The sequence below is a fragment of the Allocatenococcus thiocycli genome, from assembly GCF_921292965.1.
GTDB classification, from domain to species: Bacteria; Pseudomonadota; Gammaproteobacteria; order Enterobacterales; family Vibrionaceae; genus Vibrio; species Vibrio natriegens.
Genome location: NZ_CAKLCK010000008.1, coordinates 87,380 through 111,160, shown reverse-complemented (window position 1 = coordinate 111,160; position 23,781 = coordinate 87,380). Strand labels below are relative to the sequence as shown.

Below are 23,781 nucleotides of genomic sequence, written 5' to 3'. Positions count from 1 at the left end.
GCTTTCACCAGAACAATATCTTTGAATTATTGACCCATCATTGCGTGGTTAGCTTCGATTTGCATATTGATGCTGTCTACCGCAGAGTCGAGTGCACTTTTCGCATCTTGTTTATTGGTTGCAATCAACTGAAGCGCGCTGTTCGCAGGGCCCCACACTTCGTTCATTTCTGGTATGGAAGGCATAGACGTAGCGTGAATGGATTGCATCGCTACAGCACTTGCTCCTGGGTCATTCTTGATAACAGGATCGTCCACCAATTTTTTCACTGCCGGAACCTCTCCAGTTAGCTCAAAGCGGCGCTTGGCATTATCATAATTATTGACGAACGTAATAAACTCTTGAGCTAAAGGTTTGTTTTTCGAGAAAGTGGAAATGCTGTAGCTCTTCACGCCCATAAATGAGCCCATTTGCTCACCAGATGGCAATTTTGGAAGAGGGGCTACACCGTAGTTGATCCCTGCTTCTTTGTAAGGCTGGAGCGCCCAAGGACCAGTTTGAACAATCGCTGCTTTGCCCGACGTGAATAGTGAATCGATAGCATTAAGCCCGTTATTACCAATGATGCCTGTAGGGAATACTTTAGAGTCATAGAACTTCTGAATGAATTTCGCGCCTTCTACTGCCCCTGGAGTATTCAGTAATATTTTATTAGGATCGTACGAGCCGTCGTCTTTTTTAGCGAAAACATCACCACCCATACCGTTTAAAATTCCGTAGGTGTAATAAAGCTCATCCCATTTAGCCAGCAAACCGTATTTATTTTCTTCGCGAAACTTCTTAGATAGCTCAAATATTTCGTCCATCGTTTCTGGCAGTTCAGAAATAAGATCTTTGTTGTAAACCATAAATACGGTTTCAACGGATTTTGGCAAGCCGTATAGCACGCCATTGTAAGTCAATGCGTTAATAGAAGATTGACTAAATGTATCGGTAACGACTTTATCGACCTGAACTGGAGCAAGTAAACCTTGGATAACCGCCCCACCAATCTGATCATGTGGAATCAAGACGACGTCAGGACCAGTGCCCGCCGGACCGTCCATTCGTAGCGATTCGACCTGACCGCCATATGGCATTTCAAGCACGTTCACTTTCACATCGTGTTGTTTTTCAAACGCTGCGACCGCTTCTTCATTACCAAAAGACTTTTGAATGTCTTCCCAGACTAATAAGGACTGCTGCGCCAACGCCATCGGCGAACAAAATAGAGCAGTAACTGCGAGAGCAGATAGTTTTTTACTAAATTTATTATTATCCATAAAATTTCACGCCTTTCGTTTTTGGTAAAAAATAAAATTTATGGTGCAAATATGCTCCTTTGTGTTATTTTTTCCATACAGGTTATTCATTGGTGTGATTTTAATCACTTTAGCTAGCAGTTATTGTGATAAAACAAACAAGTAAAAATAAAATTTACTAAATAAAAGACGAATTAGATCACACACTTTATTTATTATCATTTAAGAGGAATTTAAAATGTCTTCGATCCAATTATCCAATGTCGTAAAACGTTTTGACGATACCCAAACCATTCACAACGTAAACTTGTCAATAGAAGAAGGTGAGTTTGTGGTGTTTGTTGGCCCATCGGGCTGTGGCAAATCAACGCTCTTGCGTATGATTGCCGGTCTGGAAGACATCAGTGATGGAGCAATATCTATTTCGGGCAATGTCGTTAACGACACTCCACCATCAGAACGAGGGGTGGCGATGGTGTTCCAGTCTTATGCGCTATACCCACATATGACTGTTGCAGAAAATATGGGTTACTCACTAAAAGTAAACAAAGTACCTAAAGAAGAACGAGATAAAAAAGTGCAGTTGGTCGGTAAAGCTCTGCAGTTAGAACATCTGCTCGATCGTAAACCAGCCCAACTGTCAGGAGGCCAACGTCAGCGCGTTGCTATCGGTCGTGCTATCGTGAGAGATCCTAAAGTGTTTTTATTCGATGAGCCTCTATCAAACCTTGATGCAGAATTACGTGTGGATATGCGTCTACATATTGCAAAGCTACATCAAGAACTTAAGTCAACCATGATCTACGTAACGCACGACCAAGTCGAAGCCATGACATTAGCAGATAAAATCGTCGTGCTTCGTGATGGTAAAGTTGAGCAAGTTGGCTCACCAATGGATCTCTACCATAACCCTGTTAACAGATTTGTTGCCGGATTTATTGGCTCGCCTAAAATGAATTTTCTTCCTTGTACCGTTGAAGCTTGGGATGAAACGAGCTTAACAGTGAGTCTGGATGTGGGTCATTCAATCACTTTACCGATAAAAACAGCTCAGGTTGAAATAGGTAAAAATCTAACGTTAGGTATTAGACCAGAACACCTCACGACAAATCCAGATATGATCACACTTGCATTCCAATGTGAAGTGGTCGAGAGACTGGGAGGCATGACTTACATCTTTGGCCAATGTGGCGGCGTGGATGACTTCAAATACCTTCATCATGGGGACACACAAGTACAGTCTGGTGAGTCAATTCCGCTATTTACATCACCTTCCCATTTACACATTTTTGAACCTGATGGAAACGTCATTACATTTGATTCTGTACAATCAACGCATTAACGTTTTAACGCCAAAGAGCATTCAAAATGCTCTTTGGCATGATAGAGCTGTCCGATAAAAACAATATAGGGTAATCTTTTGGCTACACTTAAAGACATTGCACAAAGAGCGAAGATTTCTACTTCCACTATTTCTCGCTTTCTTAACGACGACCCTACTTTGTCTGTAAGTGAAGACAAAAAACGGGCCATTTTGGAGGCAGTAGAGTCTCTTGGCTATCAATCCCCTAAACGCAGTAAAAAACAGTTTGTTCATCATGAAGTAACCAAAACGAATGAGCCAACTGGCGTACGTGATGTTGTTATGTTGAACTTTTTGACTCCGACACAGGAAATAGATGACCCGTATTTCACTTCTATTCGTGCTGGCATTCAAAATCGTTGCTTAGAAAAAGGCGTCGATTTAAGAACACTACATTTAGACCAGATTGATACCAATATAAATCTAATAGAAAACGCTCCGGCCGTCATTGCAGTCGGACATTTCTCCAAACATGTTGTAGATACCTTATATCAAGCTAACCACAATATTATATTTGTTGACTCAAATCCTTTAGGTAGCAAAACCGATGCAGTGTTAATTGACCGGTTAGCCTTGTCCAATGACGTTATGCAAAATGTCTTAAAAAGCCGTTGTAAACGACCTGCTTTTATTGGCAATAACGAGGAGCGCTTACATACTTTTCGTAAAGTCACCAAAGAAAAAGGCTTGTACCACGATGCGCTATGTAAAGTGAGTAAAGAGTATTGCATCGAGTCGGGGTATCAAGCAATGAAAGAAATGCTACAACTCAATGAACTTCCCGACGTGGTCTACGCCGCGACAGACATGGTGGCTGTTGGTGTTTATCGAGCCATTTATGAGGCGGGGTTAACTATTCCAGGGGACATACAAGTTATCGGAACCAATGATATCTCGTCAGCCCGACATATGAGTCCAAGCCTTACTACAATGCGACTGTTCCCGTTTGAAATGGGAGAAGTCGCAATAGATATGTTTATTGAAAAAATGAGTGGTCGGAAATATAACAAGACTGTTTTATTTGGTCATGAATTCATATGGCGAGACAGTTTTAAAATTAACTAACTGCGAGCTAATTTATGATTCTTCAATACATCACGGATGATAAAATTGACTTAATAAATTTATAGATGGATCATAATCACAATTATCTAAGTAAATTTACTTAGATAATTTATCCAAAATCACAACTACGTAAATCACCTTATAAAAGTAATCACTAACACTTTTATATACCACCTCAACACTAAAATCCGTTGCTATATTATTTACGTTTAAAAATAATCAAAACGTGAATATATAAAAACGGTGAAACGATGAACAATACTCTAAAAACACTAGCTATCTTCGGCTCATTAGTGGCCTCAAACTATTCTCACGCTTTTATTAAAGGTGCGGATATTAGTTGGATAACTCAGATGGAAGACAGTGGCTACGAGTTCTACAACGATTGGGGCTATCGACAAGATGTCCTTTCAATATTACGAGACCATGGCATGAACGCAGTGCGTCTTCGTGTCTGGGTTAACCCCAGTGATGGTTATTACAGCTCACTGAATGATGTAATTGTCAAAGCTCAGTGGGCCAAAGACGCGAATATGGATGTGATGATTGACTTCCACTATAGCGACACTTGGGCCGATCCAGGTAACCAGTGGAAACCCGCAGCATGGCAACAACTGAGCTTCGAAGATTTAATGGGACAAGTATGGTCTTACACTAGAGACTCACTCAACACCTTAAAAGCTGCAGGTATCACACCAAAATGGATTCAAGTCGGTAATGAAACCAACAACGGAATGCTATGGAATGAAGGAATGGCTTCAAGCAACATGCGTAACTATGCATGGTTGTTTAATAGCGGACGCAACGCAGCCAAAGAAGTATTCCCAGACGCTAAGGTCATCGTCCATTTAGCCAACTGTCACGACAATGCTAATTTCCGGTGGATTCTTGATGACTTACAATCCAACAGTGCTTGGTGGGATGTTATTGGCGCATCTTCCTATCCCAAGAATGCTACTGGCCTTACTTGGCAAGAAGCAAACAATCAATGCCTCTCTAATCTCAATGATATGGTCGAGCGCTACGGAACGGAAGTGATGATCACTGAAATTGGTGTGCCTTGGGATGAGCCTCAAGCAAAGACTATCGTTGCCGATATGATCCAAAAAGTACGTAGTGTTAATCAAGGTAAAGGCATTGGGATTTTCTACTGGGAGCCACAGGCATATAGTTGGCAAGGTTATACTTTAGGTGCATGGGATCCAAATACGCGCCAGCCTACTCAAGCTCTTGACGCTTTTCTTGAGTAACTATGGACTTATCTAACTTTTCATTACTCGTATCTTTTCTCACGCACCAATTGATTTTTCCTTAGTGCTAACGACAACGTGACCAAAAGCAAGAATTGCTAGCCATAAAGTATGGCTAGCACAAACGTTAAATCCGATTTTGTTAAAAATCACTTTTCAAGTGCAGACTGAATTGCATTCCAGTCCGCAATCTTGAAGTTCTGATTTTCATACTCATAATTAGCATTGACGTTGAAGCCATCCTGAGCAATGAAAAATCCGGTAGGGAATCGATCACCTATCGAGCTTGAAACTGCGTGAATCCCATCCGTCTCGCTAGCTCCATCCAAACCATTCTCGTCATCTGCCACCAGCGCGAAACTACCCGCGTATTGATAAGCTTCATCAATATTGTATACCGCGTAAGTGTGATTGCCCTGGCTCGACACAATCAAATAGTTAACCGTTCCGTTATTGTAAATAGTGATACCTTCAGCGTCGGCAACGAGTTGCTTTCCATCCACTTCAATGATCATCTCACCGTCAGTTGCCGCAGATTCATCGGCCGAGAACTTCCACACTCCAACGTCTTCCTCTCCTACGTATAAGGTTGCTGTTGTAGCATCGACAACACAGCCTTCTGGTTGGCTATCGACTTTGAGTCGACGAACAATACGACCTTCAATGCCAGCTTCCTGAACTGTCAGACGCCACTGTTCAATGTCCCCGCTCTTGCCGTTAATAAAGACATATGGCGTACCGTCTGAAGACTGATAAGTACACAAACCATATACTTCGTTAAGTTCAGATTTTAGCTGAGCCACCTCTTGATGTGTGTTCTCACCTATTGCATCCGGCGTCACAATCGGATTCTGGCTCTCCGTCGCTTCTTGGATTTTGTACAGCGCGATGGTGTTAAATTCACGATTACTCGCCGCTGCTAATGCAAAGCTGTCACCATTTGTATCTGTCACAGACTGGATAATATCGACATTATTTGGCTCCCCTTCATTGAGATATTGAAGTTCTGCACCATTCAGGTCGTAAGCCATTAAACCACCCTGCTTATTGGTCGCAATAATCAGGCTGTTTTCCGGTGCACTGTCATTGAACCAAAACGCGGGATCGTCCGCCGCATCACCATCATCGTCCACAGGGTCGGTTTCACTGATCACTTTAACCAATGCAATACCCGTCGAGCTTAGGTTTTCTGGGCTCAGTACCTGAGAGATTTGAGTATTGCTCATCGAATTTGCTTGATTAAGCGTTTCATAGCTTAGCTTCTCGTAAACCGGCTCATCGGCTTCTGAATTCGCTACCCAAAGACCGTCATCTGCAATGCTAAGCGATTTAATCTCAGCAACGCCGTCTAGATGAATATTGGCAGCAAGTTGCCAGTCATCACGTCGATATAGCATCATTCCTTTGCCTTCATCACCTACAACCAGATAACCATTACCGTCAGCCATGTACAGAAGGTCTAAAGCTTCTATTTCTTGCAGGTTACCCAGAGACTCAATACCATCGACCATGCGTCGAGAGTTAATATCTTCAGGATCCGCACCATAAGCCCACACGCCAACATCTTGTTCGGCAACGTACAAGGTCGCGGTTTCATCATCGACAATACAAGCACTTAACTCACCACCCACATCGAGCTCACGTACTGCGATAGGTGTGCCATTATCATCGGTCAGAACACTTTTGATCTCGCCATTTTCGTACTTTAATTTGTACTGCAGTGCCACACCGTCTTCAGTAACGCCCGTGAGCAACAGCTCGCCATTGGTTGTATTTTTATGCAGACAAACTCCTTCGGCAGAATACTCTGTCGAAAGCGTACCAACCTCGTCAAGAACTACACCATCATCGTAACCAATCGAATAAAAGCCAAAACTGTTGTCATCGGGTAGTGCCAGCGCGAGCAAATCGACCGATTCACCGTTATCATCGCTGATATCGTATCGGATATCCGCGCCAGTGATCTCCTGCCCTTCTAGCTTTTCTATCTCTATGCCCGAGGGGTTATAGACAGCAAGTCCATCACCTTCCAGCGTGACAAACAATAGGCTGTTTTCACGGTTGTCACTATTAATCCAGTAGGCTGAATCACCGATGTCGTCGTAACTAGTGTTAGAAGTTGCTGATGTTGTTAACAACTCAGCTTCTATTGCACCAGCACTCGGAGCTTCGACATAAACGGTTTCGGTATCTTCCAAGTCACAGCCACTTAGCAGTGCAGCAACGATGAGTGAACTCAGTATTGAACGACGCATTTTTCTCTCCATGTATTTAAGTCAGGAGAGAATCTAGGAGGAAAGCGTGAAAGATTTATGACAAAAAATAAAATTATAATTTAATATCAATGGGTTATATAAGTCCACCTGAAATAATGAGCTTTTCGGACTAAGAATAACACTACGTAATGTCGTACTGCTTCTATCAATAATTTGTCACATTGATATGAGAAGATAGGTCACCTGAGCTTTTTGGACTTTTATCAATCTGCACGCCTAAAAGGCGTATTTTACTGACCTGCACACTCTCTAATGAAAATAAAAAACCTAATTACACAATTCAATTACCGACTCTTCGATATCTTTTACGGACTCCGCTGCCACCGATTTTGGCTAGTGATACTGGTTATGTCTCTCACTGCTCTGTTCGCTTTTAACTACGTCAATGGGTATGTAAAACCGCAATCTCAGTTAGACTGGCTAGACATTGTCGGCGAAGGCTCTTCGACCATTATGGTGCTGGTGTGGGTGCTCGTAATCCTCTCAACCCGAACTCCGGGAAAGATTACCAACTATTTTTCGTTTGGCTTTATCTGTATTTTGCTGTCCCTATCTCAAGATTTTATCGACGAATTTATCAGGCTTGAGTCTTATACGATTGTCGGCAACTTAATGGAATGCATGCTGATTGGCTTAGGCATAGTGACTTACGCTTTCTGGCAATGGCGCAAAGAGCTTTTGGTCATCAATAATTATATTTCTCAACGACGCAAGCTCAATCCAAGAACACCCATTCATGCTGAGCATTATCGCCTTCCTGATGTTCGACATCTGTACCAGGCGCTAACCCGAACCAAGCAGATCCCCACGTATAACGAGCCCACTTTTCTGTTAGCGATTCATTTAGTCAATGAGCGCCAACTCATTCACTCCTTATCGCTTAATGAAGTAAGCCGGTTAACCATCTCAATTTCAGAACTGTTATTTATCACCGCCCGAAGTCATGACTTAGTGTGTCATTGCGCTGCATACCGTTATCTGATTCTGATGGAAAATTGTAATGAAAGTGAGGCATCACAATTCGCCCGGCATTTAGAAGGGTTACTGAATAGTTTTGTCTTCTATCTGGATTCCGGCGGTTTCATTGAACTTGATTGGCAATGGAGCCTGACCCAAAGCCATGAACCTGCCCATACACCGCAGTCCGCTCAAAAACTGATTCAGGACTCCATGAAACCCTTTAACCACGTACAAAGCATCTAAAGGTATCAGCGTGAAAGCAAGTCATGCTCTGGTACCGCAATGGACTGAGCGAAATGATAAAGTAGTGCCTGCAAGACACCATATCGCTTTGTTGCTTGATCTGCTCAGCAACAGAGGGGTCAATATGCACTACGCGCTACGAAATACAGGCATCTTTTACCAAGACTTGATTGAGCGTGATTTAATGGTGAGCCCCACCCAACTTGCTCGCCTGATTCATAATATGACCAAACTGGAGCAGTTTCCCGACTTGAGTTTTCTGTCTGGACAACAGCTTATTCCCGGCGCTTTTTCAGATTCGAGTCACCTTATCGTCCATGCAGCAACGGTCAGAGAATTGATTGGAAATTTCGTGGCTTATTCTGAGATTTACTTTCCGCTGCTCAAACTTCGGGAACGCGTGGATGAAACAGGTCTCTATTTATTTGAAGAAGATCCTTTTGGTGAAGCCAGTTCATTGAGTTCCGGGGCGCGCATCACTTACCGTCGGTGGTTAATTGAGTATGTCTTTACATCTATTATTTCTGTCACCAATTGGCGCGCAGATCAAAATCTCCCCTGGTCTACAAAAGTCGACTGGAGCGCACCATGCTGGCAGGAACAGTACGATGTTTACTGGGGCAAAGTGGAATTCAGGCAGTCAATGGCTTCAATGCACCTTCCCAAAGAATGTCTGGAATTAACCATATCGCATCGATCTTCAACACTTTACAAGGTGGCTGAACAAACAGCATCCCTACGACCTTGTGGTTTGCTGAGTTATATCCGTGATCAACTTCGACAAGATCAGCAGCAGGTTCCATCTCTCAATGATATGTCTGAAATGATGAGTATGAGCCCTGCGACCCTGAAAAGAAGACTCAAAAATCACGGTAGTACCTACCGCTCACTTTTGGGAGAGGTAAATCGCCAACACGCCATTTATCTGCAAGAAATGAAGAAGTTGGATGATGTTCAAATTGCAAAGAAAATGCAGTTCTTCGATGTTAGTAATTACCGACGGGCAACTAAACGTTGGAAAATAGTTTAGCTTAAAGATAAAAAATCAAATCATTCTTAGCGTGAAATACGTTCGTAGGGCTCTTTAGCCACGACATCCTGAGCAAATAATAACAAACTTCTCTTTCTCAATATCTTTTTCGTAATCCGATTGATTACTCCTTTGGCTCCTTGAACCTCAATCTTAATTTTAAGAGCATATGCAGCTTTCTCTAAAGACTTAGCGTTCAAAAATGTATGAGCTACGCCAGAAAGACAAAACGTCACAGCCAAAGTCAGCCAAGATTGATTTAGAACTGCCCGCCATAAAGGTTCTGGGCACTTTGTGTGTCAGTGACTTTGCTAATTTAGCAACCTATTAATAACTTTTAGTATTGAAAAGTCTGAATAGCTTCTCTTATTCCTTACAACGTGCTTTTAACGTTCTGCAAAAAGTCTAAATAATTCATAGCTGATGACTCTACAACAATCATTTGACTGACCATCAAAATCGCAAACATGCTCATGATAGAAAACACAAAGTCTGTCGGTTTCACCAAGTTATTCTTTATCCCATACCGAATACCGTAAACAGATAACGGAAACATAAGTAAGGCGGCGGTTGCTAGACCCGTAGTATAGGGAAATGGGCGGTTAAACATCCAAATTGCAGCGGTATGCCCAATGACTTCCAATAAGCCTAAAAGCATTGGGATCATCAAAAGGAACCCATTTTTCGGAAAAATGAGTGCTGCAATAAACAACAGTATTATTGCTATCGCCAGAACCAATTCTCCAAAGTTTTGATTAGCTAATGTGAACCCTATGGTTTCTTGCATCATCTCGGTAAATCCACCCGGAAACTTTAACTCTTCCCATGTGTGGATAACAACAAAAAAGAACTGGACGCCTACTAATGTTCTTAGTACCGATTGGTTTTTACTGCAAACAAAAATACGAGAATTCCGAAAACCGTTAAAATACTGTGTATATATGGAAATATATAATCTTGCATAGCTTGCCTTTAATCGAGTAATTTTTTAAATCTGGTTGCTACGAAACAATCCCAACAACCGAAATACTACCAACCAAGTGACATCGCATGACGTAGTTTTTAACTAAGCGCCACAGACAACGATGCCTCTGAAAATTCTCATATAACGAGTAGTGGATTGATAGGACCCACTTTGTTTAATTAAATTTCCTCGTGTTTATGCACCAGTCCGAAGTCGGCGAGAACAGAGTAAGCCGCAGGGATCATAAATAACACCAGTAAGGTTGAGGCAAAGATACCGAACACAATCGAGATAACCAAAGGCTGAATGACCTGAGCTTGCAAACTGGTTTCTGTCAGTAAAGGTAGTAAACCTGCAGCCGTGGTCATTGAGGTCAAAAACACCGCTCTGAATCGTTCGCGACTCGCTTTCACCACAGAGTCATGAACGCTGTCTCCTTCATCGACGTGATGGCGAATATACTGCACGAGCAATATAGAATCGTTGACCACGATGCCAGCTAGAGAGACAAAGCCCATCATACTTGGCATGCTAAGTGAGTGACCGAGCAATATGTGCCCCCAAACTACGCCGATGAAGGCAAGTGGGATAGCTAGCATGACTACGACGGGCTCCAGATAGCTGCGGAACTGATAACTGAGTATGGCAAACACGCCGAACAGGCCAAGTAGGAAACCTTTGCCCATTGACGCGCCCGTTTCAGCGGCATCCTTGGCTTCCCCTTCAAAATCAAAACGTAACCCCGGGTATTTCGCCACCAGTTTTGGCGCTTCATCACGTTGGAATTGAGCGATGATCGCTGTTGAGTTAGCTTTGGTATTATCGACATCACCAAATACGCTAATGGTTCTTAAACCATCAATACGCTGAATTCGAACATAGTTGCGTTGAAAATCTAACGTCGCAATGGTTGCAAGTGGTATCTGACTGCCATCCGACATGATGATCGGGAAGTTTGCCAGTTGTTGTAAGTCGCCCGCTTGAACTTTATCGAGACGCACTTCAATCGAGATATTTTCTACTCCGACCTGAATCTCATCCGCGGTCTGACCAAAAAAGGCTGCACGCAGCTGGTTAGCAACCAATTGTCCGTTGATACCATAAGTTTCTGCGCCCGGACGAAGTTTGACTAACACCTCTTCTTTACCCATTCGCATATCGTCAAGCACGCCGTGTATGCCATCGAATTCGTTGAGATATTGCTGGATATCGATTGAGGCGGATTTGAGCGCCTCTAGATCATCATGTTTGGCGCGGATTTCAATCGCGCGTCCACCTGGCCCCATCGTTGGCTGTTTAAAGACCAAGGAAATGGGATCGGCCAGTTCACCAACATCTTGGCGCCAAGCGGCGATGAAATCATCTATGACGGTATTGCGACTTTCTGCACCGAGTAGATCAAGTCGAACGGTGGCGATATGTGGCCCCGATTCATTAGCGTCAGCATTGGCATTAAACTGGCTAGTAATATGTTCAATAAGTGGCACACCGTTTTCGACATTTTGCGTCCATTCTTTGTCTAACTTTTGCGCAGACGCAACGATCTTATCAACCACGGCCTCGGTTTGAGAAAGTGATGAGCCCGGTGGCAGAATGATACGCGCTTCGGCGATATCACCATCGAGCTCCGGGAAGGGTTGAAACTTGAGTAAGCCTCCAGCCAACGTTGCTACTGAGATAAACAATAAGGCTAAGACAGCACCGAGGAAGGCATAACGAAATTCAACCACTTTCTCCACTGCGTTGACTAAGGTTTTATTGCGAAAGTTCTCAAAGCCATCGAGGAGTTTCTTTTTAAATTTCGCTGGGGGTTTTTCATTCTTCTCTTTATGCAGTGAATGCGATAAGTGGTTGGGAAGAATAAGAAAAGCCTCAACTAAACTCAACGTCAGAACGAGAATCAGCACTTGTGGAACGGCTTTGAGCACGGCTCCCATTTCGCCTTGCAAAAACAGCAAGCTACCAAAAATACATACCGTTGTAAGGAAAGAAGAGACAACGCCGGGTAACACTTTTTTCACCCCTTTGATGACGGCATTATCGACATCTTCTCCTCTATCTAGATGAGCGGCGATGGATTCAGCAATAACAATCGCATCGTCCATCATAATACCGATCGCCATAAGCAGACCGACCAATGACATAATATTGATTGAAAGCCCGAGCTGCACCATCAGGAATAGTCCGCCAAGGAAAGCAACGGGTAAGCCCGCTGCAACCCAGAATGAATAGCGAAGGCTAAAGAACAACCACATGGTGGCGAACACAAGCACGATACCCTGCCAGCCATTGCGAACCATCATGGTTAAACGATCCCACAGTACAGAAGAGAGATCATTGGTGAGTTCTAGTTTGACGCCGTCTGGGGCGATCGCTTGTTGATGCTCTACGAACTGAGCGACACGCTCCTTGATTCGAAGCGCATCATCTTCTTTGTTCTTACTGACTTTAAGTAGAGCTGAAGGGTGACCATCAAAGAGAACCTTCTGTTCATCTAATTCAAAGCGGTCGGTAATGGTTGCGATGTCTTTAAGTCGAATCTGTGAACCGTTTGGTCCAGAACCAACGACGATCGATTCAAGTTGCTGCGGTGAAATACGTCTTTCATCGAAACGGATCAGAAAGTTCTTGTCTGGTGTTTCAACATTACCACTTGGCAATTTAATATTCTGGCGACCAATTTGAGTGGCAATATCACCGACACTCAAGCCAAGTTGACGCATGGCTTGCGAGTCTAACTCTACACGAAACTGATGGTCAGAAAATCCCGCCACATCAACCAGAGATACGTTATAGTCGAGTTTTAATGTTCTCTTAAGCTGTTCTGCGTAGGCTTTCAGTTCCGGCCAGCTTGTATCTGCGGTAATGGCGACGTCAACAACAGGTTCGTTCCAGTCCAATTCCTGTACCACAGGAGACTCAATCTCCTGAGGAAAATCATTGATCGAGTTGATTTGAGTTTGCACATCGACCAACATTCGCCCGATATCAGCTTTCTCGTTAAGTTTGAGGATCAGTCTTGCCGATCCCTCAATGGCTTCACATTGGGTCTCTTCGATATTAGCAAGTCCATCAACCGCATCTTCCATTCGAACACAGATACTCTCTTCCACTTCTTGCGGAGACGCGCCGGGGTAGACGACACCTGCCATTATGTAAGGAGGGTCGAATTCTGGGAAGGTTTCCCGCTTAATGTTGAAGAGTGATGTAATACCCATAACCAACAGGCTAAGCATAAGTAGGTTTGCGGCTGTCGGGTGTTTAGAGAAGAATCGAATCATTGTGGTGACGCCTCTTGACCTCTTTCAACCTCTTTGAGAAGCATCCCGTTAATCGCTGGTAGCAGATCGTTGAGAATTAGCTTTTGCCCCTGCTCTAACGCCCCCTTAACCACTACTTGGTTGTCGCGACGATAGAGCACCGACACGGGCTTAATCTCCAATTTATTGTCCTCACCCATGAGATAGATTTTATCGCCGTGCAATGCACGTTCTGGGATCACCCAACTTGGGTTTTGTTGTCCTTCGATAAAGGCTCTTACAAACATGCCGTTGACAAGTGGTGGTTGCGATCTTGGGTTCAGATGGCGGTAATCTTGTTGAATTTCAAGAATAACACCCGCAGTAGCCTGATTTGGATCAACGGTTTCGCTGATACGGCTCACTTTCGCAGGCCAAGTCGCTTTCATATTACCGCTGCTCAGTTCAATGCTTGCGTCAATAAAGGTCATATCTGGTTGGGGGATACCTGATGCATCACGATTAAACTCACCAATACTTGAGGCGAGCGTGTGCATATCATGGATAGAGAGTTGAGCCTCGACTTCCATCACGTCCATGCCATGTGCGGTTACCATGGTTTGCTGCAGATTAACGACCTGATTTTGCTCTATATCAACTTGAGCAATACGCAGATCATTGGGCAAAGTAATGATGGTTTTTTCCAGTGAACGTTGCGCTTCTTCCACTTTAGACAGGTCAACTTTGACCAAAGCTTCAGCGACTCGTTTTTCGGCGGGCATCAGACCGATTTGATTTTCAATATCGAGAACCAGCTTGCGTTGTGAAAGCGCACTTTGCTCTTGCTGATCCACATCCGATTGGGAGGTGAGCCCTTTTGCACGTAGATTTTGTTTACGCGCTAGCTCTTTGTTAGCGATTACTGAACGATTGCGCTCAATTTTTAGCGTCGCCTCTAAGTTTTGTTCTTCTTGGTTTAGCTTGGCGAGAGAAGTTTGTGCAGATTTTAGATCCGCCTGAGCTTGGACTAATTTTAGTTCGTAATCGAGTGGGTCAATACGCAGTATTTCTGTTCCTGCTTGAAGAATCTGACCTTTTTCGAGTTTGGGATGACGGTAGACGATTTTGCCCGCCACCTCAGCGATGGCTTTCCATTCGACCTTGGGCGTAATTTTGCCATAACCAATCGCTTGTGGCGCCATTGCTCGGAGTTGTAACGGGACAGTATCAACCAAACGTGCACGATCACTTGCTGGCTTAATAGGCAAATCGGGCTTGAGTTTTATGGCAAGCACTAACGTGACTACCCCTATGGCAAGCGCCGGAAAGAACAGTAATTTCTTATTAATTCTCATAGATTTTGTTCCTGAAGGTCGTTAAGTAGTAACATGCCATTTGTCATCAGATTTATGTTGTGCTCTAACAATTGATTAAGGAACTCTTCAGAAAGGTCTATCCCGTGAATGGCAAGGAGCGACTGAGGGGCGATAAAAGGGAACACCATTAAGCTGATAAAAGACACCCTGCATAGCTTAGGATCGACATCAGGTTTCAAGATGTTATTCTCGATAAGTCTATCAAACATCACCATTTGCATCGGTTGACTAATATCGGTGAAGACCTTTTCAAGTAGCTTACGCTGTGTACCAGAGTTACTCATATGCATAACCTGAAATACCAAGCGTGGAAACTGAGGGGCTTTAAACATTTCACGATAGTAGGTTCGCATAATGTCGAGAAAGTTTTTCTGCGAACTCTCTTTCACCATGAGTTCCATTTGTTTTTTCATCGGCTTGAGTGTTTCTCGCAGCATAGTTTCAAATAAGCCTTCCTTACTGCCAAAGTAATATCGGATCATGGCGACATTGACATCCGCCTTGTTTGCTATCATGCGGGTTGACACCTTGTCGTAAGCCATAACAGTAAAGAGTTCACGGGCGTGGTCGATAAGCTTTTGTCTAGCATCAATGCTATCGCTGGGACGACCTGCTTTCCTGCTGGTATCTGTCACAAGTTAACTCTCATTATTAAACGTATGATTAATTATAGAGAGTTCGCTAACTAACCGATATGACATAAATTAATCAATATTTAAACAAGTGATTAATTTCTAAGGCTTGATGAAGACTAGATTGAGGGAAGAAGGTCACAATGACTAAACGCTGTTTTGTATTTTATTTTTTCACTGATAGTCAGCCTAGTCGTACCCGAATGTAGGATGAAATCACAATCAACATCTTTTGCTTTCGATTAGCAATTTATGTTGGGGTATTACAAGCGCTTTATCAACACAGGTATTTCCTAAAAAATCGTATATTCAATACCTTATGTATCTTTATTTAATTTCTGATCCGTTGACGAAGCTGTGTTGGCGTATAGCTGAAATAATCTTTAAAGCAGTTACTGAAATGGCTACTACTTACAAAACCACAACTTAACGCAACTTGAATAATTGATTCACGACTGTTTTCCAATAAATAATGTGCACGAGCTAAACGAAAGCGGATGTAATAACGTGATGGAGATGTATCTAGGTGAAGTTGAAACAACCTCTCAAGTTGCCTTCTTGATATTGAAAGACATGTAGCTAATTCATCTGGAGTCAAAGGCTCTTCTACATTTGATACCATTAACGATACCGCTTCTTTCAACGTGTCTGGTATCTCTTTGTCTATCACTTCGTGCCCTAAACGGGAACGAACTTCCTGACGGCCTTCCGATGCTTGGTCACAACTTAAAATTTCTCTTACAGCCCGAACAAGAGGCTTACCATAATGACTTTCAATAATATTTAACATCATCTCCATTGCGCTATTAGGTCCTGCACAACTGGCGCGATATTCATCCACTTCAAACGTATGCGAGGACAGTTGAAGCTCGGGAAAATTAGTTCGAATAAAATTATGACTGCTTGGATGAACTGCTGATACGGTCTTGTTACTTAAAGCGTCAGCATGCGCCAGTGCAATAGTTCCATTCCAAATACTCCCCAACCTTACTCTCTGGTTATCCACTGAACCTAAGCAAGATTGCAAAATATCAACACAGCTTGTATCGCATCGGTATCCACCACATACGAATAGCCAGTCGAGTGTTCCTCGATTATGTAAATTTAGTGATTCAATAGTTGAGTCCGTCACGATTTCAATACCGATGTCACTTAAGACTTTGCGAGAATCAACACCAAATGTATGAATATTATACAAAGTTTGTTCATGCACTAAGTTAGCGGTAATTAATGAATCAATGGCCGCTGTAAACGCCATCAAAGAAAAATTTGGTTGTATTACAAAACCTATATGAAATTGCTTTTGCTGATTGTTGGTGATTTGACATTGATTATTGTGCTGTGACATAGGAATTACTCGAAAGAAATAATAGGGCTGATAATATGAACGACTTCAATTAACTATTTATATAGGTCAGAATGTTAGTGGCCAAAGCCAACGTAATTACCTTTACGTTGGCTTTGGCTTTACAGTAGAGGAGTTTATTTTGCGGCTTGTTGTAGTACCGAACCTTTCGTTATTTCTCTGTTACCGAATTCTAGATCACGATTACTCTGAGGTTTTTCAATCTGTGACTTATTAATTTCTAGCCATAGATCCGCATTTTTTATCCCTACAGCTTGAGGGTTAAAATGAGGTTCTTTACCTGATTTTAGTTGGGCTATGTAGTCATTGTACACCTTGATAACTTGCGGGAATAAAAAGATGAGGACGATACCATTTAGCCAAATCATCGCACCAAGTCCAATTTCACTTACGGCCCATGCCATTCCAGCTGTTACGTTGAACCACATAAAAAACATTACACACATCAATACTCGTAATACCCAAATCATCTTTTCACGAACACTGTTGCTTAGGTTACGAGCTAAATAGGCCAGTCCCGATTCACCTTCATAGTAGTAAGCAATAGAAGTAGAAAATACAAAGAAAAGTAGAGAGACGGCAACAATGATTCCCCCAAAGTCTGGCATTACTGAGTTTACTGCTTCTTGAACCCATACTACGCCAACGCTATTGGCAGCCGCTTGTTCGGCCATAACTTGTGAACCCTGCCCTATGTAAAGGTAGTCGCTACTACCAATCACATTAAAACAGTCTGTTATGAGAATGAGGAAAGCAGTACATAAGCACACTGCAACATCAATATATACGGTAAACGCATTAATCATACCTTGCTCGGCTGGATGTTTACATTCAGCCGTAGCAGCTGTAGCCGGAGTTTCACCCATCCCTGCACCACTAGAGTTAACAGCTCGCTTTACCCCATAAACCAATGCACTTCCAAACAATCCCCCAAAAGCGGCGTCATTTCCAAGTGCACTAGATAAAATCAGTTTTAGTGTGTCAGGAATAGCATGTAAATTAGCACCTAAGACGATTAAAGTGATAATAAAATAGAAAGCAGCCATGACTGGCACAATAAGCGTTGAAAACTTTGCAATACGACGAATACCACCTGAAATCACAAGGAACAGTAAGGCCGAGACGATCGCACCTGAAATAACCGGGCTAATACCCATACTATTCTCAAAAGCCATTCCAATGTTATTCGCACCAGCACCACTTACGAACAGTGGTACACCGATTACTGCAAGAACAGCAAATAGTACAGCAACGGGTTTCCAGCCTAAACCACTCTCAATATAGTTGTAAGGTCCCCCGCGATATTGTCCATCTTGTCGAACTTTGTAAACTTGACCCAGGCTATTCTCTGCAAACGCTAGTGCGGAAGTGATTAGCGAGGTGATGAGCATCCATAATACAGCGCCAGGACCACCATACATAATGGCTACACATACTCCGCCTATATTTCCGACGGCGATACGGTAAGCAGCAACTGAGCAAAATGTTTCAAACGGTGATATACCATCCTTGGATTCACCTCCACTTCGGAGTAATCGAAGCTGTAATCTAGGTTTAGTCAATGTTCCAAAACGCATTGCTATCATATAAGCTAGGCTAACAAACAGCAGCAATAAAATAATGGGCATAGCCCAAATTGCGCTATTTATATGGTTGACAAACGTTTCTATATTCATTGTGTTCTCCTACACATATTGATGTAACTTCCTTATTTAGCGTTCATGAATATCTCTACTTATTTTCTGAAAACAAACTTCGTTCTTTAATTGGCGTTAAACTTTTTAAGTTATATAAATATAATTTTTATTGGTTAACATGTACTGAAATAATATTTTTATATAGTGATTATTTTATTTCTTTGTTACTTCTGACCTTCTAACGTATAACTTCGTAAATCATGTTAATGAAATGTAGATTTCTACGCGAGAAACATTTAGTACGCACAAAGCATAACTTGAAGTAATAGATTTACTGTAAGTTCGTCCTAAACACCGTTTTTTATCATGCTTGGCGCTTATCAGCGCCCTCGAACCGCTTTAGCAATGCTCTCTTTGCTAGCGATGGCGGTATCTAAACTATTGCGTTGTCCTATGAAGAGATATATGGTTTGTTGGTAATATGTAAAAGGAAGTTAGTGCTCAATCTTATTGGTGTAGGGAGATACTAGAGGATATGGCAAAGCATGTAGAACCAGACAAAATCCTAATGAAAATACCTTCATTGAGAGCAATAAAATCGTTTGTGGCAGCCGCAAAATATCAAAGTTTCACGTCTGCTGCAGAATCGCTATGTGTTACTCAAGCAGCGATAAGCCGTCAAATTAGAGAATTAGAAGATGCTTTAGGAGTTAAGTTATTTAATAGAGTCGGGAGATCTATTGAGTTAACAGAAGCCGGAAATATATTCTATGATGCTGCTTACTTATCATTTGTTAATATTGCACAAGTTGCACAACGAATTGAGAATCAAAATGTGCAAAGGAAGGAAGTGACGCTTTGTTGCTCGCCCGCATTTTCAACGTGTTGGCTTTCCTTACACCTGCCTAAATTCATGTCACTACACCCAGATATTAATGTAAATATAATAACAACCAACAGTATCTTGAGTTTGGAACCGGATGCCCATCCAGATTTCTTTATAAGTAAGTCTTCTACATCTCCTAATGGCTATATATCGAAACCTCTTTTTCATGACATTATTTATCCAGTATGTTCACCAGAGTACTTGAAGAGTCACCCTGATATTCAGCCCCCTGAGTCTCTAGATGAATCAATGCTATTGAATTTAAGTCCTTTTGGGAGGGCACAGTTAGCGGAGCACGTTGATTGGGAAGTCTGGTTTGCAGAGGTGCAGCAACCATTTCAATTAAAAAATGGTTATAGCTTTACCTCAAACGATTACAATTTATTGATTAATATGGCTACTCAAGGGCACGGCATCTGTTTGGGCTGGCATCACTTAGTGTACAAATTGATCGAACAAGGAAAGCTTGTAAAGATTGGCGATTTAGAAGCGAGATACAAAGAGAAATGCCACTACCTAGCGTACAGCGAAGAAAAATCTACCGAACCGGCGTTGATAGCTTTTAGAGATTGGATTTTGTCAGAGTTAGCCTTCGGATATTTGCCTCCATCAGTGTAGTTTTTTAACTTTAAAGGTTAAAAGTACTTCAAGCCTATTGTTACCTTATCTAGATTAATCTCAACATTACGTTTTAGGGCTGGAGTTCTGATACGTAATGTTCTGATAGCTTTCTCAATCAGCTCATGATGATTCATCTCTCAGCTCAAGCTGACTATTAGCTACACAGATGCGAGTTTTGCTAGCCAGTTTGAACCATTTATTGACAAAGCCTATCGCGCTGGCTTCTAGCACTTATTACTTCTACTCCCTCTTTCCTGCATTGGTGCTGTGTGACATAAAACAATTTCAATTAATAACTACAAGTTATCGTAAGCACTAAAAATATAACATTTGAGTGTGCTTTTGTAACGTTAATATAATGTATTAACAGTTTAACAACAAATATCTATTGTACCTTGCATCTAAAAGCAAGGTTGAAAGATAGAGGTTGGTAAATTGGAAGACATTTAAATAACAGTATGAGTGCTTTGCAGATTAAGTATTTCTCGAGCTTGTACGCACGGATGCGAAATATTAGTAAACAAAATGGAGTAGAAGTATGCAAATCAAAGTGAATAAGCTACTGAAAACAACGCAACTGATTGCTATATCCACAGCGCTTTCCTTAACAGGTGTTGTAGATGCAATTGCGAGTGATCAAAGTTACAAGTTTAATCTTGCCCTTGAATCAGGTGACCGGGATTCTGCTTCAGGTAAGTCAATGCAAATGTGGGCGCAGCAGATTGAAGAGCAGTCCGAAGGCCGAATGAAGGTTAACATTTTCTACCAAGGTGAACTTGGCGGTCAGCAAGAACTTTTTGACCAGCTGGTTAAAGGCAATATTCAGATGATGCTGACTTGGCCACAAACTTCTTACGACGAACGTCTAGCTGTGAACTATATTCCTTACCTCACATTGGGCTGGGAAGATGCACTTAAAGCATATGGCGAAGATGGTTGGTTGAAGAATATCTTGGGCCCTGTTTATGCTGATATCGGTTTACACTATTTTGGTCCTTACCCAGAAGGATTTGGGGGGATTGCGACCAAAGGTAAGTATGCGACCAGTTACAAGTCTGCCGAAGGCATGAAAGTACGCTCTCAGCCGGTGTTTCCTTTACCGCAGACGATGAAAGCGATGGGCTTCCAAGCTGTCCCGATCGATTGGGCCGAAGTCTACACCGCTATCCAAACTGGCGTCGTCGATGGTGACTCAAGCAATGTCATCTATTGGGATTACCAGTACTTCCGTGATCAGCTTGATTACTACGTTCATTCAAGACATAACTTCTCCTCTTATGCCCTACTGATGAATAACGATACCTGGGAAGAGTTGGATACAGAGGACAAGCAAATCGTGGCTAATGCTGCTCAAACCGTGATTGATAAGCAGTTTGTCGACGCTAAAGCTGAAGACGAAAAATGGATCAAGGCTTCTCAGGAAGCTGGTATGGAGTATATAGAACCGACAACTGAAGAGATGTCCGAGTGGGTTAAATTAGTAAGAGCAGATGTATGGCCTGTCGCAGAAGAAGCGCTTGGTAAAGAGTTGATGGATAAAATTCGAGCGAACGCTTCGGTTCCTGAATAATCGTTTGAATATTTTGTTCCTCAATTTCGAGAGTAGATAGTCGGCTCTTTACGCCGACTATCTTATTTCTAACCCAAGGAGTAGTTTATGAGTGGCATGCTCTCATTGATATCGAAGCTAGATGTAGCGATAGCATTATTAATGAAACCCATCGTTATTATCCTCAGCGCTTCTGTAGCAATCATGATGTCCTATGGAGTGATAACGCGTGCATTGTTGGACCAGCCAGTCTTCGGATTAGAAGAGATTGTTCTGATGTGTGCCATGTGGCTTTATATGCTTGGTGCTGTTTTAGCTTCCCGTGAACGTTCACACCTGACCGCTGATTTCGTCCAGGTGATATGCAAAAAAACGTCAATTATTAATTTCTTCCATCTTTTAGCAACGGCGATTTCCCTGGCTATGGCCATCATTTTCTCAATATGGGCTTATGATTTGCTGGATTGGGCGATTCGAAAAGGACAGTCGACGACCGTCTTTCATCTGCCTTGGTATATCTCTCAAAGCAGTCTGTTTGTTGCGAGTGTTCTATTCATTTTCTATCTGATCCGAGATTTCTTTGTCGATCTTGAAAAGATGCTGAGTAGAAAATCAATTTAACTTTAAAGAATAAAAATGACCATAAGGGATTAAAGGTGTTTTTATGGGCGCATTAGTCGCAATTGCTGCCGTCGTCATACTTATGATGATCGGTGTACCGGTGGTGTTTTCGTTTGCTGCGATGACGCTTGTTCTTTCAATAATATACGACGTGGACGTGTCATCACTGATGACGACAGGATTCTGGTCAGTTAACTCACTTATTCTTTTAGCGCTCCCCCTGTTTATCATGACTGGATATCTTATGCAGGCGGGTGGCTTGGCATTACGGTTGGTCAATTTTGTAGAAGCCTTAGTCGGCAACTCACGTAGTGGGATGGGTACCTCCATGGTTGTAGCATGCGGTATATTCGGTGCTATATCAGGCACCGCATCTGCTGCGGTTGCATCCATAGGCACCATAATGATTGAGCCGATGAAAAAGCATGGTTATAAACCTGAATATACAAGTGCTCTGCTAGGTATATCATCTCTTCTCGGGCTACTTATCCCCCCCAGTATAACCATGATTCTTTATGCGGTTGTAACGCGACAGTCGGTGGCTGCGTGTTTCTTGGCAACGATTGGACCCGGTATCCTTTTAATTGTCATGCTGTGCATCATGAACTGGTTGAAAATGAGAAATCACCCAGATCCGGCCGCTGAAAAACTACCGTTTAATTCTCGTGTTAAACATATCCGCCAGACCGGATGGAAAGCGCTTCCCGCTTTAATCTTGCCTATCATCATATTGGGGGGAATTTATGGGGGGGTATTCACACCAACAGAAGCGGCGGCGATTGCTGTTGTTTACTCTATCCCAGTAGGGATGTTCGTATATCGAGAACTCAACTGGAAAGAGATGGGGCGTTGTTTTATTGAAGCAGCTTCAACGACGGGTGTGATTATGGTCATACTGGTGTTCTCATTTGTTGCGAGCAGAATCTTCACATTTGAAAGGGTGCCTCAGGAGCTAACTGAAGTCCTGATGGATCTATTCAAAGATAAGCTCATGATCCTCCTGGTCGTCAATATCTTTCTAATCTTGCTTGGGATGATTATGGATGATGTCAGTGTTGTCGCGATAATCAGTCCTTTGTTGCTTCCTGTTATGGTACATATCGGTGTTGATCCAGTACATTTCGCTGCAATTGTAGGTACAAGTGTGGTCATTGGTTGTAATAGTCCGCCTATGGCGCCTATCCTCTTTATGACTTGCCGTATTGGTAACGTGGGGATGTCACAGGTGATTAAGCCAGCGTTAGGCTTTATGTTTTTTGCGGCACTGCCGGTCATGCTTATTACCACTTACTGGTCACCTCTCGCCTTGTATTTACCGAGACTTTTCGGCTACATTGATTAGTCACAATGAAAATGGCAGGTTATTAAACAGCCTGCCATTTTCATTTATGACATCTCTAAAATTACTTCTTATATGGATAGCAATTGATTACCCGCTAGCGCCGATAGTTTAGTGTTACGC

17 protein-coding genes and 1 pseudogene are annotated in these 23,781 nt (G+C 42.5%); 9 read left to right on the top strand and 9 right to left on the bottom strand.

Annotated features, from left to right (window positions below):
- Positions 1-26 precede the first annotated feature (26 nt).
- Complete coding sequence (locus L9Q40_RS04430) at positions 27-1,262, bottom strand: extracellular solute-binding protein (RefSeq protein ID WP_065301428.1); 1,236 nt, start codon at positions 1,260-1,262, stop codon at positions 27-29.
- 217 nt (positions 1,263-1,479) lie between these two features.
- On the opposite strand from L9Q40_RS04430, the gene L9Q40_RS04425 reads away from it, so the two are divergent.
- From L9Q40_RS04425 to L9Q40_RS04415, 3 genes are all read left to right on the top strand, one after another.
- Positions 1,480-2,583 carry an ABC transporter ATP-binding protein gene (locus L9Q40_RS04425; protein ID WP_498792259.1) on the top strand — a complete coding sequence of 368 codons (1,104 nt, stop codon included), beginning with the start codon at positions 1,480-1,482 and terminating at the stop codon, positions 2,581-2,583.
- Between the two features lie 78 nt (positions 2,584-2,661).
- Entirely contained in the window at positions 2,662-3,669 is a 1,008-nt protein-coding gene (locus L9Q40_RS04420; RefSeq protein ID WP_498792257.1) for a LacI family DNA-binding transcriptional regulator, read from the top strand.
- A 251-nt stretch (positions 3,670-3,920) separates the two neighbouring features.
- Positions 3,921-4,919, top strand: a complete 999-nt coding sequence (locus L9Q40_RS04415; RefSeq protein WP_498792255.1) for a glycoside hydrolase family 53 protein — start codon at positions 3,921-3,923, stop codon at positions 4,917-4,919.
- A 149-nt stretch (positions 4,920-5,068) separates the two neighbouring features.
- Here L9Q40_RS04415 and L9Q40_RS04410 read toward each other — a convergent pair whose 3' ends face one another.
- Entirely contained in the window at positions 5,069-7,174 is a 2,106-nt protein-coding gene (locus L9Q40_RS04410; RefSeq protein WP_498792253.1) for a phytase, read from the bottom strand.
- A gap of 369 nt (positions 7,175-7,543) precedes the next feature.
- Here L9Q40_RS04410 and L9Q40_RS04405 point away from each other — a divergent pair, with 369 nt between their 5' ends.
- Both L9Q40_RS04405 and L9Q40_RS04400 read left to right on the top strand, forming a co-directional pair.
- Positions 7,544-8,398 carry a hypothetical protein gene (locus L9Q40_RS04405; RefSeq protein WP_065301433.1) on the top strand — a complete coding sequence of 285 codons (855 nt, stop codon included), beginning with the start codon at positions 7,544-7,546 and terminating at the stop codon, positions 8,396-8,398.
- A 10-nt stretch (positions 8,399-8,408) separates the two neighbouring features.
- Positions 8,409-9,428 carry an AraC family transcriptional regulator ligand-binding domain-containing protein gene (locus L9Q40_RS04400; protein ID WP_268668777.1) on the top strand — a complete coding sequence of 340 codons (1,020 nt, stop codon included), beginning with the start codon at positions 8,409-8,411 and terminating at the stop codon, positions 9,426-9,428.
- A gap of 47 nt (positions 9,429-9,475) precedes the next feature.
- On the opposite strand, the pseudogene L9Q40_RS04395 reads toward L9Q40_RS04400, so the two are convergent.
- From L9Q40_RS04395 to L9Q40_RS04365, 7 genes and pseudogenes are all read right to left on the bottom strand, one after another.
- Positions 9,476-9,670: pseudogene (locus L9Q40_RS04395) on the bottom strand (PTS fructose transporter subunit IIA); the annotation flags it as partial.
- Between the two features lie 131 nt (positions 9,671-9,801).
- Positions 9,802-10,332 carry an HXXEE domain-containing protein gene (locus L9Q40_RS04390; protein ID WP_498792304.1) on the bottom strand — a complete coding sequence of 177 codons (531 nt, stop codon included), beginning with the start codon at positions 10,330-10,332 and terminating at the stop codon, positions 9,802-9,804.
- A 239-nt stretch (positions 10,333-10,571) separates the two neighbouring features.
- Positions 10,572-13,673: an efflux RND transporter permease subunit gene (locus L9Q40_RS04385; RefSeq protein ID WP_498792250.1), complete on the bottom strand. Its 3,102-nt coding sequence runs from the start codon at positions 13,671-13,673 to the stop codon at positions 10,572-10,574.
- A complete protein-coding gene (locus L9Q40_RS04380; RefSeq protein ID WP_498792249.1) occupies positions 13,670-14,986 on the bottom strand; it encodes an efflux RND transporter periplasmic adaptor subunit in 1,317 nt (438 codons plus the stop codon). Before L9Q40_RS04380 ends, L9Q40_RS04385 begins: the two co-directional genes overlap by 4 nt.
- On the bottom strand, positions 14,983-15,642 hold the full coding sequence (locus L9Q40_RS04375; protein ID WP_498792247.1) for a TetR/AcrR family transcriptional regulator: 660 nt from the start codon (positions 15,640-15,642) through the stop codon (positions 14,983-14,985). The genes L9Q40_RS04380 and L9Q40_RS04375 overlap by 4 nt, the downstream gene beginning before the upstream one ends.
- Before the next feature lie 328 nt (positions 15,643-15,970).
- Positions 15,971-16,987: a GlxA family transcriptional regulator gene (locus L9Q40_RS04370; protein WP_498792245.1), complete on the bottom strand. Its 1,017-nt coding sequence runs from the start codon at positions 16,985-16,987 to the stop codon at positions 15,971-15,973.
- Positions 16,988-17,121: 134 nt separating this feature from the next.
- Positions 17,122-18,681: an alanine/glycine:cation symporter family protein gene (locus L9Q40_RS04365; RefSeq protein ID WP_498792243.1), complete on the bottom strand. Its 1,560-nt coding sequence runs from the start codon at positions 18,679-18,681 to the stop codon at positions 17,122-17,124.
- Positions 18,682-19,177: 496 nt separating this feature from the next.
- On the opposite strand from L9Q40_RS04365, the gene L9Q40_RS04360 reads away from it, so the two are divergent.
- From L9Q40_RS04360 to L9Q40_RS04345, 4 genes are all read left to right on the top strand, one after another.
- Positions 19,178-20,146, top strand: a complete 969-nt coding sequence (locus L9Q40_RS04360) for a LysR substrate-binding domain-containing protein (RefSeq protein ID WP_498792241.1) — start codon at positions 19,178-19,180, stop codon at positions 20,144-20,146.
- Positions 20,147-20,687: 541 nt separating this feature from the next.
- Positions 20,688-21,719: a TRAP transporter substrate-binding protein DctP gene (dctP, locus tag L9Q40_RS04355; protein WP_498792239.1), complete on the top strand. Its 1,032-nt coding sequence runs from the start codon at positions 20,688-20,690 to the stop codon at positions 21,717-21,719.
- Positions 21,720-21,806: 87 nt separating this feature from the next.
- On the top strand, positions 21,807-22,319 hold the full coding sequence (locus L9Q40_RS04350; RefSeq protein ID WP_498792237.1) for a TRAP transporter small permease: 513 nt from the start codon (positions 21,807-21,809) through the stop codon (positions 22,317-22,319).
- 43 nt (positions 22,320-22,362) lie between these two features.
- Positions 22,363-23,661, top strand: coding sequence for a TRAP transporter large permease (locus tag L9Q40_RS04345; RefSeq protein ID WP_498792235.1), 1,299 nt, complete (start codon positions 22,363-22,365; stop codon positions 23,659-23,661).
- Positions 23,662-23,781: the final 120 nt, after the last annotated feature.